We start from the raw sequence: 13882 nt of genomic DNA on the forward strand, positions 1-13882 counted from the left end.
ACATCTCCCCCTCAAGGGGGGAGATCGATATGCCGCTAGGTTTCGCCCATCTCAACGTTGGCGAATGCAGTGGTAGGAGCGCCTCTTGCCGATCTCCCCCCTTGAGGGGGAGATGCCCGGCAGGGCAGAGGGGGGTAAGCCCCAACCACCAACGCAGGCCTACCGCTTCAACTCCCACGTCGTCGTCCGCTCCCCGGTCTCCTTGTCCTTACCATCCTTCAGCTGAATACCCTTCTCGGAAAGCTCATCCCGCAACCGGTCGGCCTCCGCAAAGTTCTTCGCCTTCAGCATTTCAAGGCGCAATTCCACCAGTGCATCCACGGCCGAAACGATGGCCTCGTCCATTTCCGTCTTCTTCGGCAGGACGCCCAGCAGGGCGGCGCTTGCGGCGAAGGCGGGCAGCCTGGATGGGTCGGTGTTTGCCGCGTGTGCCAGCGCATGCAGTGCTTGCACGGCCGCAACCGTGTTGAGGTCGTCGGCGAGCGCCTCCAGCACGGTTTCATCCGGCGCGGCGTCGGAGGTCTCGGCTGCCGGCCATTTGGAGAGCAGGCGTTCGGCCTCTTCCAGGCGCTTGACCGAAAAATCGATCGGCTCGCGATAATGCGTCATCAGCATGGCGAGGCGCAGAACCTCGCCCGGCCATTGCCGTCCGCCGAATTTATCCGTGTGCAGCAATTCGTAGATCGTCACGAAGTTGCCCTCGGACTTCGACATCTTGCGGCCTTCCACCTGCACGAAACCGTTATGCATCCACACATTGGCCATGACATGTGTGCCATGGGCGCAGCGCGATTGCGCGATTTCGTTTTCGTGGTGCGGGAAGATGAGGTCGAGCCCGCCGCCGTGAATATCGAAGACTTCGCCGAGATAGCGGCCAGCCATGGCCGAGCACTCGATGTGCCAGCCCGGGCGACCGAGACCCCATGGGCTCTCCCAGCCCGGTTCGCTCTCGGAGGAGAGCTTCCACAGCACGAAATCGCCGGGGTTCTTTTTGTGGGCCTCCACCGCAACACGCGCGCCGGCCTGCTGTTCGTCCAGCGGGCGTTTGGAAAGCTGGCCGTAGTCGGCCATCGACCGTGTGTCGAACAGAACCTCGCCGCCCGCCTTATAGGCGTGGCCGCGTTCGATGAGCCTCTCGATGAGGTAGATCATCTCGGCAATATAGTCGGTGGCGCGCGGCTCCACAGTCGGCTGAAGGCAGCCGAGTGCGGCGACGTCATCGTGGAACTGGTCAGCCGTCTTTTTCGTCACCGCATGGATGGCGTCGTTGAGCGGCAGATGCGGATAGTCGCGCAGTGCCCGCGCGTTGATCTTGTCGTCGAGATCGGTGATGTTGCGGGCATACGTTACGTGGTCTTCGCCATAGACGTGGCGTAGCAGGCGGAAGAGAACATCGAACACGATGACCGGGCGCGCATTGCCGATATGGGCGAAATCATAGACCGTTGGCCCGCAGACATACATGCGCACATTATCAGCGTCGATCGGCGCAAATTCCGACTTTTCGCGGGTCAGGGTGTTGTGGAGTTTCAGGCGCAAGGACATGCGGGTGTTCCCTAAAGGCAGTCAATTGTCCTGACCGGACCGTTTGTCTGTTGGACCTTGCGGGAAGACGAAAACGATCTGGCCGGTGGCGAACCAGCAAAAATTATTCAGCAGCAGGTGCAGATCGTTGTTTTCATACCTTGCCTTATGGCGCGGCGGTTCTGTGTGGTCAAGCGTTTCTCGCCGGTGCCGCAATGACGCTGGCCAAAAGCTTATTCCGGCTGGCGATATTCCACGAATTTCTTGTCGCGCACCAGGAAGAGCTTGCCGGTTTCGGTAAGGTTGGGCGAGGCGAGGGGAAGGATGGCGGCGGCAACTTCTGACGGATGCGGCACGGTTGCCGGGTCCTCGCCAGGCATGGCCTGGGCGCGCATGGCGGTGCGCGTGGCGCCGGGATTGATGCTGTTGATGCGCAGCGGGGACTTCTGCGTTTCCGCAGCCCAGGTGCGGGCGAGCGCTTCCACGGCGGCCTTGGAGGTGGCGTAGACGCCCCAGAAGGGGCGACAGCTATGGGCCACACCCGAAGACAGGATCAGCGCACGGCCGGCATCCGATTTCAACAGCAGCGGCTCGACCGAACGGATCAGCCGCCAGGTGGCGGTGACGTTGATGTTCATGACCCTTTCGAAGACCTTCGCCTCGATATGGCCAACCGGGGAAATCACGCCGAGAACGCCGGCATTGGCGACCAGAATATCGAGCTTGCCCCAGCGCTCGTAGATATTGGCGCCCAGCGCATCGATGGCTTTCATGTCGGCGAGATCGAAGGGGACCAGCGTCGCCGTGCCGCCAACGGCCTTGATGGCGTCGTCAAGCTCCTCAAGGCCGCCGACCGTGCGGGCGCAGGCGATGACATGCGCGCCGGCCTTGGCCAGTTCCAGCGCCGTGAAATAGCCGATGCCGCGCGAAGCGCCGGTAACGAGAGCGATGCGGCCCTTGAGATCGATAGTCATGGTCTCCCCCGAAATGATTGCGCTTCCTTCTACGAAGCGCTGCCGGCCTTTCGCAAGCGATCATATCGTCGCATACGCCGGCCTGAACAATAGGCAAGAAAAAAGCGGCCCCGGAAGCCGGTGGCCGCTTTGTCGTTGTTAAAAATCAGCCGTTGCTGGCCAGCATGGAAATCTTGCTGCCCATGGCCTCGCCGTTCTGGTCGAGAAGACGGGTCGGATAATCGCCGGTGAAATAATGGTCGGTGAACTGCGGGCGCGCGTGGTTGCGGTTTTCACCGCCAACGGCGCGGTACAGCCCGTCAATCGACAGGAAAGCCAGCGAATCGGCACCAATGAATTTCGCCATGGCGTCCACATCGGCATATTGGTTGGCGAGCAGCTTATCAGCGTCAGGCGTGTCGATGCCGTAGAAATCCGGATGGAAGATCATCGGGCTGGCGACGCGGATATGCACTTCCTTGGCGCCCGCCTCGCGGATCATCTGCACGATCTTGACCGACGTCGTGCCGCGCACGATGGAATCATCCACCAGCACCACGCGCTTGCCTTCGATCATCGCCCGGTTGGCGGAATGCTTGAGCTTGACGCCGAAAGCGCGGATCTGCTGCGTCGGCTCAATGAAGGTACGGCCGACATAATGGTTACGGATGATACCGTATTCGAAGGGAATACCGCTTGCCTGCGCAAAACCGAGCGCTGCCGGCGTGCCGCCATCGGGAACCGGAACCACGACATCGGCTTCCAGCGGCGCTTCCTTGGCAAGGTTCATGCCCATGTTCTTGCGCGTCGTATAGACGTTGCGGCCGCCGACGACGGAATCGGGACGGGCGAAATAGACATATTCGAACAGGCAGAGACGCTCCGGCTGCGGCTTCGACGGCTTGCGCGCATCGATGGTGATCGAACCGTCAGGCTGGATTTCGCAGATGATGACTTCGCCGTTTTCGACGTCGCGCACAAATTTCGCGCCGATGATGTCGAGAGCGCAGGTTTCCGAGCAGAAGATCGGCTTACCATCAAGCTCGCCCATGACAAGCGGGCGAATGCCGATCGGGTCGCGGGCGGCGATCAGCTTGGTCCGCGTCATGGCGAGCATCGAATAACCGCCTTCCATCTGCCTGATAGCATCGATGAAACGATCGGCGGTGGAAGAGTGGCGCGAGCGGGCGATGAGGTGGAGAACGACTTCGGTATCCGATGTCGACTGACAGATGGCGCCGGTGGCGATGATCTGGCGGCGCAGCGTCAGGCCATTGGTGAAATTGCCGTTATGGGCAATCGAAATGCCGCCTTCTTCCAGCTCGGCAAACAGCGGCTGCACATTGCGCATCGCCACTTCGCCTGTCGTGGAATAACGGGTGTGGCCAATCGCGATGGAGCCGGGCAGGCGGGCAAGGGTAGCCGGATCGGTATAATGATCGCCGACGAGGCCCATATGGCGCTCCTGATGGAAGCGCTTGCCATCAAAGGAGACGATGCCGGCTGCTTCCTGGCCGCGATGCTGAAGCGCATGCAGGCCGAGAGCGGTCAGCGCCGAGGCATCGTCATGGCCGAGAATGCCGAAAACGCCGCATTCTTCATGCAGCGTATCGCCGTCGATCTCTTCCTTGAAAGTGGACCCAGAAAACGGGGAATGCGAAAGCGGCTCAATCATCCGGCTTGCCCTTGCTCTCTACCGAGAAAAAAGAAAGACCCCTCCGGTAAGTATCTCTTCCGGTCGGCCCATCTGTGTCGTGCTTGATATTTAGCACAAATAGCGCGCCTTGCATGCATTGCAAGGCGCGACACTGTGTCAATTATTCGTTGCCGGTTGATTTGTTGCCGGCACATCTTCCGCAGGCGTCTGCGCGGCTGCCGGTTCCTGTGGTTTTCCAAGGATGCGGGCGCGGATCTGCGGTTCGATATCGTCAGGCAGAACCGCCTCAAGCTTACCCACCAGCCCGTCGAGGAAGGGCTTGGACTTGGCCTGCGTCACCCATTGCGGCTGCGTTTTCACATCCACGAGCCAGTTCCAGAAGGCGACGGCGACGACCAAGAGCAGGATGCCGCGCGCCGCGCCGAACAGGAAACCGAGCGTGCGATCCAGCGCGCCGATGCGGCTGTCGATGATAAAATCTGCAATGCGCGAGGTGATGAAGGAAATCACGATCAGCGAGACGAGGAAGACCACGCCTGCCGAACCGGCAATGGCGATCTTGTCGTCATCGGTATAGTTGCGCGCATAGGGCAGCAGGACCGGATAAAGATAATAGGCCGCGGCGACCGAACCGCCCCAGCTCGCAATCGACAGAATCTCGCGGGAAAAACCGCGCACCATCGCAAGAAGGGCGGAGAAAAGAACAACGGCGATGACGATGCCGTCGAAAATTGTAATGGGCATATACCAACTCCGGAGGTGCGACGCCTTGTCAGACGCTGCCTTGCCAATTTTGCGATCCTCTTACACCACTGTTTCCCTTGGCGAAAGGATCAATATTCGTCGTCCTCAACCTGTTTGAACCGGTTGCCGGAGCCGGCGATGCGGGCCACGAGGTCCGGAAGGCTTTCAATTTCCGTCCAGCGACCCTTGCCCGCTTTCGGCAATTCAGCCGAACCTGACGGCAGAAGTGCGGCAGAAAAGCCAAGTTTTTCAGCTTCTTTCAATCGCTGCACCGTATGCGCCACTGGCCTGACGGCACCCGACAGGCTGATTTCGCCGAAATAGACGCAATCGGCGGGCAGGGCAAGACCGGCAAGCGAGGAAACCAGAGCCGAGGCAATCGCCATATCCGCCGCCGGTTCGGAAATGCGGTATCCGCCGGCAACGTTCAGATAGACGTCATGCTGGCCGAGCTTCACGCCGCAATGGGCCTCCAGCACGGCAAGGATCATCGCGAGCCGCGAACTGTCCCAGCCGACCACGGCGCGGCGCGGGGTGCCGAGCGACGTCGCCGCGACCAGCGCCTGCACTTCGACCAGCACGGGTCGCGTGCCTTCGATACCGGCAAAAACCGCAGCACCGGGGGATTTTTCATTGCGCTCGCCGAGGAACAATTCGGAGGGGTTGGAGACTTCCCGCAGACCGCCATCCGACATTTCGAACACGCCGATCTCGTCCGTCGGCCCGAAGCGGTTCTTGACGGTGCGCAGGATTCGATAGTGGTGGCCGCGGTCGCCCTCGAAATAAAGCACGGCATCGACCATGTGCTCCACCACGCGCGGCCCGGCGATCTGGCCTTCCTTGGTGACATGGCCGACAAGCACCATGGTCGCACCCGTCTGCTTGGCGAAACGGATCATCGCCTGCACGCCGGTGCGCACCTGCGTCACCGTGCCGGGGGCGGAATCAGCCGTGTCGCTCCACAGCGTCTGGATGGAATCGATGATGATGAGATCGGGCCGCTTGCCCTCGGAAACCGTGGCCAGAATATCCTCGACATTGGTTTCCGCCGCCAGAAGCACGTCGGTATCCGCCGAACCGAGCCGCTGGGCGCGCAGGCGCACCTGCGCCACCGCCTCTTCGCCCGAGACATAGATGACGCGATGCCCGCGCCGCGAAAGGGCCGCCGCTGCCTGCATCAAGAGGGTGGATTTACCGATGCCCGGATCGCCGCCGATCAACACAGCCGAACCGCGCACGAAACCGCCGCCGGTCGCCCGGTCCAGCTCGCTGATGCCGGTCGGAATGCGCGGCGCTTCCTCGATTTCGCCCGAAAGCGAGGTGAGCGTTACCGCACGGCCCTTTTTCGGCACCTTGCCGGGCCCGGAGCCGATGCCGCCCATCGGATCCTCTTCGACGATGGTATTCCACTCGCCGCAGCCTTCGCATTTCCCCGCCCAGCGGTTATGCACCGTGCCACAGTTCTGGCACACGAATTGGGTCTTGGCTTTGGCCATGTTTCGTCAGTTTTCTTCTTGTTTAAAATCGTCGGCGGAAATGTCTTGATGGCCGTGCAGCACGCGCATTACGGTTAGTTCGCCATTGTTGACACGAAAGAAAATCACACGATCTCGATACGCAATGCTGCGAAGCCCCGTCCCGTATCCATGTCTTGAGACGCCGGTTAAACCAAGTGCCGCTATCGATTCGATTTTGTTGTAGATATCGAGAACGAGGCGATCCGCAGCAACGGGATTTTCGGTCTCAATGTAAGCATGGTCTTCGGCAAGATCGCGCCTTGCCCGCGTGGTCCAGATAGGGGTCCGAATTTTAATGGTCGGTCCCCGTTTTTTGCTGGGCGGAAACGCGTTTGATATCGCTCAGAAAGTCGTTTTGTGAGGCATAGCGGTGAACCCGTCCAGCCTCAGCGTCGTCAATGCCTTCCTGTATCAGCAACTTCAGCGCGGCTCTTTTGCCTTCGTCACTGCTCAGCAATTGCAAGCTCGCATGAATAACGGCATCTGCATCGCTATAGATGCCCGCCGCAACCTGCTCCTCAATGAACTTCTCGTCCTGCTCGCTCAAATGGATTTCGGGCATTTCGATCTCCTTTTGTTCTCTTTTAACACAGGTCGCGTCGGCTTTCCAAGAGCTAAAGGCGGCTCTCAGTCATCCGCCATCAGATATTGCCGTTCGTAACGCAGGCCGAGCCCCGTCAGCATCTCATAACCGATCGTGCCGGCCGCCCGTGCGGTTTCGTCGACAGGAACGTTGGGGCCAAAAAGCTCGATATAGTCGCCAGCGCGGATGGCATTTGCCGGCACATCCGTCATGTCGAAAATAGTGAGGTCCATGGTCACGCGGCCGGCGACGGGCACCTTGTGGCCGTTGACGACGCCATAGGCGCCGCCATGGCCCATTTCACGTAAGGGAATGCCCGAGCCGGATAGCGAACGCTGATAGCCATCCGCATAACCGACGGATGCGATGGCGAGCCGGCTTGCGCGCTTGAGCAGGAAGCTGCCGCCATAGCTCACCGTCTGGCCTTCGCCCGCTTCGCGTATCTGGATGATCCGGGCCTCGGCCTTGGCGACGGGCCGCATCGGGTTGGCCACATCGTTGACCGCCTCGCCGCCATAAAGGGCGATGCCGGGGCGGGTGAGGTCGAAATGATAGTCGGGACCGAGAAAGATACCGGCGGATGCCGAAAGGCTTGATTCGATACCTTCGAAGGCGGCGCTAACCCTGCGGAATGATTCGAGCTGCGCCCTGTTCATGGGGGAGGACGGTGTATCGGCGCAGGCGAGATGCGACAGCACCAGAACCGGGTCGAAACTCGCCGGCCGTGTCACGTCGTCGGCCAGAAACAGCGCGTCATCCAGCGGCAGGCCGAGGCGATTGAAGCCGGTGTCCACATGCAGCGCGCAGGGGTGGTCGCCCCGCTCGGCGACCGTCGCCATCCAGAAGGACAGTTGCTCCTCGGAGGCCAGCACCGGCACCAGATCATTGTCGAACACCTGCCGTTCCTGGCCCTGCCAGATGCCTGACAATACGAAGATGCGCGCTTCCGGAGCATAGGAGCGAAGGGTCGCGCCCTCGGCCACCGTCGCCACGAAGAAGTCCCGCGCGCCGGCATGGTAAAGCGTCGCACCACAATCCTCGATGCCGAGACCATAGGCATCGGCCTTGACGACGGCGGCCGTGCGGGCTCTTCCGGACCGCTTATTCATGTCCCGCCAATTGTCGGCGAGTGCGCCGAGATCGACGGTCAATCGCAGCGGGGCTTGCTCGAAAGCATCGGTTTCGTTGTCGGGAAAGCTGTCTTCGAAGTCGTCTGTCATGCCATTGCGTCCGGTTGATTTGGAACCGGCCAGACCCTAGCACTTTTGTTCAAGACGGTAAGGATCGAATGCTTTAAACTTGACTCATGCACAATGTTTCGCAGGAACAGGCTCTGGATGTCATGCCCGTTGCCACGACGGAAACCACGCGTTTCTGGCGTGACCGGCGTTTTGGCGGCATGGAATGCCTGAGCGCGACGTTCCTCACCCATGAATATTCGCCGCATGCGCATGACACGTTTTCCATAGGCGCCATCGAAAGCGGCTCGCAGATTTCCACCATTCAGGGCACCACCGAACAGACGGGGCCGGGGCACCTTTATCTCATCAATCCCGACGAGGTTCACGACGGTGCGCCGGGCGGTGGCGGTTATCGTTATAGGATGATCTATCCCGACGCGGAACTGTTGCGCGACATCATCGAGGACGTGACGGGCAGGGTCTTTCACGGCATGCCGTCCTTCCCGAAATTTCTGCCGCGCGATCCCCAGATGGCCGCCTCCTTCCAGATGGCGCATCGGCGGCTGGAAGCCAAAACCGGCGCGCTGGAAGCGGATGAGGGCATGTTCTCGGTTCTCGCCGCCCTGTTCGGCAGGCACGGCAGCGCCATCATCCTGGCCGTCGAAACCCGCGAAAAAACGGCGGTCTATAACGCCCGCGACTATCTTACCGATAATTACGAAACCGATATCGGCTTGGAGGAACTGGCGTCCATCGCCGGTCTCAGCCGTGCCACCTCATCCGCGCGTTTCGCAAGGAGTTTCACATCACCCCACATGCCTATCTGACGGATGTGCGCATCCGGCAGGCGCGCCGCCTGCTACGCGCCGGTGAGATGCCGGCCGAGGTGGCGGCACTGTGCGGTTTTGCCGATCAGGCGCATTTTACCCGGCATTTCAAGGCGCGCACCGGCGTCACGCCGGGCCAATTTCGGCTTGGGTAAGGGCAACGGTTTTCCATAAAAACCGTGCGGCAGCACTTTCGTTCAAGACCACCCTGGCGTCCCCGGCGTAATTCCTCCCGCCTGAAAGGGAGAATGCGATGTCCACATCGGAAAAACGCGCAGAGTTGATTGCGGGGCTGAGGTGCGCCGCTCCTTTGCTGGTTGCCATGGTGCCGATCGGCGTGGTGTTCGGCGCGGTTGCCATCGGCAAGGGCCTGTCGCCGCTCGAGGCCTCGCTGATGTCGCTGTTGGTCTTTGCCGGCGGCTCGCAATTCGTCGCCATGGATCTCTGGACCCACCCGGCCAGCTGGACCGCACTCGGATTTGCGGCTCTACTGGTCAATCTGCGCCATGTGCTGATGAGCGCCTCCATTGCCGGCAAGCTGGATGATTTCAAGCGCTGGCGGAAATACGCGGCCATGCTGGTGCTGACGGATGAATCCTGGGCCCTTGCGGAATTCCGGGTCATTGCCGGCAGGCTCACGGCAGCCTTTTTCGCCGGTGCCGCGCTCTCCATCTATCTGGTCTGGAATCTTGCAACCCTCGCCGGCGCGCTACTCGGTGCGGTGGTGGGGGACATGTCGGTCATCGGTCTGGATTTCGCCTTTCCAGCCGTCTTCATCGTGTTGCTCATGGGCTTCTGGAAGGGCAGGGAAACCGGCTTGGTGCTTCTGGCAAGCGCATCCGCTGCCTGTCTTACCCACGCGCTGGTCCCGGGCGCCTGGTATATCGCCGCCGGCGCGATGGCGGGGCTTGCCGTCGCCGCCTTCGGCCGTGCGGAACAGGTGGAGCAGCCGGCATGACGCTCGATCCGAACACGCTCCTGACGATCCTCGCCATGATGGCGGCAACTGTTGCAACGCGCCTTGGCGGCCTGCTGCTGGTCAGTCATTTCACCCTGACGCCGCGTCTGAAAAAGGCGCTCGGCGTGGTGCCGCCTGCCGTCCTGATGGCCGTGGTCACGCCGACGGCACTCGCCAGCGGGGCGGCCGAAACCGCCGCCTGCGCCATCACAGCAATCGCCGCCCTGCGCCTCAGCCTGCTGCCGGCGGCATCATTGGGCGTCTTATCGGTGGCGCTGCTGCGTGGAATCGGTTTGTGAGGGAAATGGCGAAAGATGTTGAAAAGATTCGAGGTCCTGAAACGCCTGGACCTTGCGATGACCGCAACATCTATTTTGCCTGAAATACAATCTATAAGACGACCTTCCCAAAGCTCTTGAGGTGTCGTTTTTGTATCGCTATTCACCTGCTTGATAGCTTTCAATTGGCGCAGGCAGGGGAGAGTGAGCGTGGGCAAGCAGCATATTGTGATCGGTCCGCTCTCCAGCATTTATGCCGAGGACCTTAAAAGCTCGTGGCCATCAATAGGCTTTCTGCTGGTTTCGATTCTTGTCGGCGCTTCATTGAGTGCGGCCGCGCCCTACCTTTTTTCGCGCCTCATCGATGATCTGCCTGACGATCCGAAGCAATGGATGCTCGGCTTTGCTCTTTACGCCATTTTGACAGCCCTGGCCTCCGGCCTGGAGCGCTCGACACAATATCTCACGGTCATTCACTCGGAACGTCTCGAGTTTGTTGCTGCAACCCGCTTCTTCGATCGCATTGTGCAAAAACACCCGTCGTTTTTCAACGATCATAATCCGGTGGAGATTCAGTCCGCACAGGCGCGGGGCGCTTCGTCAGTCTCCACGCTCATGCAAATCGGTTTGATCTCCTTCATTCCCGGCATGGCGACATTTCTTCTGAGTATCTCGCTCATGGGAGCGGTGCTGAGCGCCGATCTGGTGCTGATCGTGGTCGCCTATGGCGTCGTTTTCGTCGCCCTGACCCTTGCCTCCAATCGCCTGACGACGCCTTATCTCGAGAAAGCCATGGATGCCGGACAGGACAATGCCGGTTTTGTCGGTAATGCCATCGGCATGATCGAACCTTTGCGACACACCGGCAGCAACGCCTGGATGAAACGTCGCTTCGCCGAAAGCGCCGGGCTGATCTATCAGAACTGGCGGCTTTATTCGCTGCGTCGAATTGGTTTCGTCTTGACGATCTCACTGGCGCTGGGAATTCAGATCATCATCGGCTTTTATCTTCTTTTGCCGCGATACCAGGCTGGCGATCTGTCGATTGGCGATATCGTTCTTTTCAACACCTTGTTACTGCAGCTCAACGTGCCGTTCGAACTCATCGGACACTCGATCTCCGAGACGGCCCGGGCGCTCGCTCAATTCGGGCCTTATGCGCAGATGTGGCGCGCGCCCGAAGAGGAAGCCTTGTCAGGCTCAAGCGTGCCAAAAGGCGCGATGCGGACACTCACGCTTGAAGAGGTCGGTTATCGTTACGCCAATGGCCGCGGTGTCGATGGCGTCTCTTTTACCGCGGCGCCCGGTCGCTTGACCTTCATCACCGGCGAAACCGGATCGGGAAAATCGACCCTCTTCAAGCTGCTTCAGAAGACGATGGCGCCGCAGCAAGGCCGCATTCAAGTCGACGGCGCAGATCTTTCTACTATTTCTCGTGAGGACTGGTTCGCCGCCGCCGGCATCGTGCCTCAGGAGGTGCAGTTACTCAACGATACGCTGTGCAGTAATATCATTCTGGGTCGGATGCCGGACGATGAGAGATTACGCCGCGCGGCCCGGCGCGCTGCAATTCTCACCCGTATCGAAGCGATGCCGGACGGATTCGACACCATCGTCGGGGAGAGAGGCTTGAAACTCTCAGGTGGCGAACGCCAGCGTGTGGCCATTGCGCGCGCTCTCTATGCGGAGCCAACCATCCTGCTCCTCGACGAGGCGAGTTCCGCGCTCGATGAGGAAACTGAACGCGAGATCATGGATCAGTTGCGCGCCGTCGACAGCGACTTGACGATCATCGCCATTACCCATCGCCAAAGCAGTATCCGCGAGGCGGATCAGGTGATCGTCTTGCCGGGCGGCCGCGATCAATCGACGTCTGAGCCCGCCGCAACCTCTTGATAAGATTCCGCGTCGCTGCGGCGCGGATAGCTGGCGATATAAATGTCTGGGGCGCATCCAGATTGAATGGGAGCGTCGGACGCGCTCTATCTCGTTGCTTTTATCCATGACGCCCAACGCAGAACACTGGACGCCTTCACTGCAAAGGCCATACAGCCGCGTCAACTGGCGCAGCACCGTCCCGTTCAGTGCTCTTCGTACTGGGTGAAGCTCGGATCGGCCAGATCGGCGAAGCGTGTGAATTCGGACTGGAAGGCGAGTTTCACGGTACCGGTCGGTCCGTGACGCTGCTTGGCTATGATGACGTCGGCCGTGCCTTTCACCTTGTCGAACAGCGCTTCCCACTCGGCATATTTGGGATCGGAAATATCGCGCGGTTCCATGTTCTTGACGTAATATTCCTCTCGGAACACGAAGAGAACCACGTCGGCGTCCTGCTCGATCGAGCCCGATTCACGCAGGTCTGAAAGCTGCGGGCGCTTGTCTTCACGGTTTTCCACCGCACGGGAGAGCTGTGACAGCGCGATGATCGGGACGTTGAGTTCCTTGCCCAGTGCCTTGAGGCCGGTGGTGATCTGGGTGATTTCCTGCACGCGGTTTTCGCCGCTCTTGCCGGCGCCGGTCATCAGCTGAATATAGTCCACGACCAGAACATCGAGGCCGCGCTGGCGCTTCAGGCGGCGGGCACGGGCGGAAAGCTGGGCGATGGAGATACCACCGGTCTGGTCGATATAAAGCGGCACCTTCTGCATCATCTGGGAGCAGGCGACGAGCTTTTCGAAATCGGCCTCGGTGATGTCGCCACGGCGGATTTTCGAGGAGGAGACTTCCGTCTGCTCGGAAATGATACGGGTGGCCAGCTGTTCGGACGACATTTCGAGCGAATAGAAACCGACGACGCCGCCGTTCTTCGCCTTGAACGACCCATCAGGCTGCACTTCCTGCTCATAGGAGGCTGCTATATTATAGGCGATGTTGGTCGCAAGCGAGGTCTTGCCCATACCCGGACGACCCGCCAGCACGATAAGGTCGGAACGCTGCAGGCCGCCCATGCGGCCGTCGAGCGAATGAATGCCGGTGGAAATGCCGGAGAGGTTGCCATCGCGCTCAAAAGCGGCGCCCGCCATGTCGATTGCCAGCGCCACAGCATCGTTGAACGACTGGAAACCGCCGTCGTAGCGGCCGGTTTCCGCCAGTTCGAACAGGCGGCGCTCGGTATCTTCAATCTGCGCCTGCGGCGGCATGTCGAGCGGCGCGTCATAGGCGATGTTGACGACATCTTCGCCGATCTGGATCAGCGCGCGGCGCAGCGCCAGATCATAGATCGCCCGACCGTAATCTTCCGCGTTGATGATCGATACGGCTTCGGCCGCAAGGCGCGCGAGATATTGCGCCACCGTCAGGTCGCCGATCTTGTCATCTGCCGGCAGGAAGGTCTTGATCGTCACCGGATTGGCGGTCTTGCCCATGCGGATGATATCGCCCGCCACCTCGAAAATCTTGCGATGCAGCGGCTCGTAGAGATGCACGGGCTTCAAGAAGTCCGAGACGCGGTAATAGGCGTCGTTGTTGACGAGGATGGCGCCAAGCAGCGCCTGTTCGGCCTCGATATTGTTCGGCGCCTCGCGGTAATGCGGTTCCGCCGGTTGCGCGGGGGTGATCTTTCTCACAGCGTCGTTCATGGTTTGCGCGATCTCCCTTTGCCTTTGTCCTTAAACCTCGGGTTTGGCTTCCTGGGGCATGGCAGTCAATGATATTGTTGCA

Annotated in this window: 12 protein-coding genes and 1 pseudogene; 4 read left to right on the plus strand and 9 right to left on the minus strand. The window is 60.3% G+C overall.

Features of this window, described 5'->3' with window-relative positions; genetic code table 11:
• Positions 1–159: 159 nt before the first annotated feature.
• The 8 genes from cysS to alr all read right to left on the minus strand — a co-directional run bounded on the left by cysS (position 160) and on the right by alr (position 8198).
• Positions 160–1545: a cysteine--tRNA ligase gene (gene cysS, locus GSF67_RS03960; RefSeq protein WP_006314554.1), complete on the minus strand. Its 1386-nt coding sequence runs from the start codon at positions 1543–1545 to the stop codon at positions 160–162.
• A gap of 212 nt (positions 1546–1757) precedes the next feature.
• Positions 1758–2498 carry an SDR family NAD(P)-dependent oxidoreductase gene (locus tag GSF67_RS03965; RefSeq protein WP_006314557.1) on the minus strand — a complete coding sequence of 247 codons (741 nt, stop codon included), beginning with the start codon at positions 2496–2498 and terminating at the stop codon, positions 1758–1760.
• 145 nt (positions 2499–2643) lie between these two features.
• On the minus strand, positions 2644–4152 hold the full coding sequence (gene purF / locus GSF67_RS03970) for an amidophosphoribosyltransferase (protein WP_006314558.1): 1509 nt from the start codon (positions 4150–4152) through the stop codon (positions 2644–2646).
• Between the two features lie 138 nt (positions 4153–4290).
• On the minus strand, positions 4291–4878 hold the full coding sequence (locus tag GSF67_RS03975; protein WP_006314559.1) for a CvpA family protein: 588 nt from the start codon (positions 4876–4878) through the stop codon (positions 4291–4293).
• 89 nt (positions 4879–4967) lie between these two features.
• Positions 4968–6374, minus strand: a complete 1407-nt coding sequence (gene radA, locus GSF67_RS03980; protein ID WP_006314560.1) for a DNA repair protein RadA — start codon at positions 6372–6374, stop codon at positions 4968–4970.
• A gap of 6 nt (positions 6375–6380) precedes the next feature.
• Positions 6381–6734, minus strand: a complete 354-nt coding sequence (locus tag GSF67_RS03985; RefSeq protein ID WP_338143285.1) for a type II toxin-antitoxin system RelE/ParE family toxin — start codon at positions 6732–6734, stop codon at positions 6381–6383.
• Positions 6688–6957, minus strand: a complete 270-nt coding sequence (locus GSF67_RS03990; protein WP_006314561.1) for a type II toxin-antitoxin system ParD family antitoxin — start codon at positions 6955–6957, stop codon at positions 6688–6690. Before GSF67_RS03990 ends, GSF67_RS03985 begins: the two co-directional genes overlap by 47 nt.
• A 65-nt stretch (positions 6958–7022) precedes the next feature.
• Complete coding sequence (alr, locus tag GSF67_RS03995) at positions 7023–8198, minus strand: alanine racemase (RefSeq protein WP_006314562.1); 1176 nt, start codon at positions 8196–8198, stop codon at positions 7023–7025.
• 86 nt (positions 8199–8284) lie between these two features.
• Here alr and GSF67_RS04000 point away from each other — a divergent pair.
• From GSF67_RS04000 to GSF67_RS04015, 4 genes and pseudogenes are all read left to right on the plus strand, one after another.
• A pseudogene (locus GSF67_RS04000) lies at positions 8285–9141 on the plus strand (AraC family transcriptional regulator).
• Between the two features lie 98 nt (positions 9142–9239).
• A complete protein-coding gene (locus GSF67_RS04005; protein WP_006314565.1) occupies positions 9240–9944 on the plus strand; it encodes an AzlC family ABC transporter permease in 705 nt (234 codons plus the stop codon).
• Positions 9941–10243, plus strand: coding sequence for an AzlD family protein (locus tag GSF67_RS04010; protein ID WP_006314566.1), 303 nt, complete (start codon positions 9941–9943; stop codon positions 10241–10243). The genes GSF67_RS04005 and GSF67_RS04010 overlap by 4 nt, the downstream gene beginning before the upstream one ends.
• A 189-nt stretch (positions 10244–10432) precedes the next feature.
• On the plus strand, positions 10433–12118 hold the full coding sequence (locus tag GSF67_RS04015) for an ABC transporter ATP-binding protein (protein WP_006314567.1): 1686 nt from the start codon (positions 10433–10435) through the stop codon (positions 12116–12118).
• A gap of 185 nt (positions 12119–12303) precedes the next feature.
• Here GSF67_RS04015 and GSF67_RS04020 read toward each other — a convergent pair whose 3' ends face one another.
• On the minus strand, positions 12304–13800 hold the full coding sequence (locus GSF67_RS04020) for a replicative DNA helicase (RefSeq protein ID WP_006314568.1): 1497 nt from the start codon (positions 13798–13800) through the stop codon (positions 12304–12306).
• Between the last annotated feature and the right edge of the window lie 82 nt (positions 13801–13882).

Origin of the sequence: Agrobacterium sp. CGMCC 11546, from assembly GCF_013365515.1 — a bacterium.
Taxonomy (GTDB): Bacteria; Pseudomonadota; Alphaproteobacteria; order Rhizobiales; family Rhizobiaceae; genus Agrobacterium; species Agrobacterium fabrum.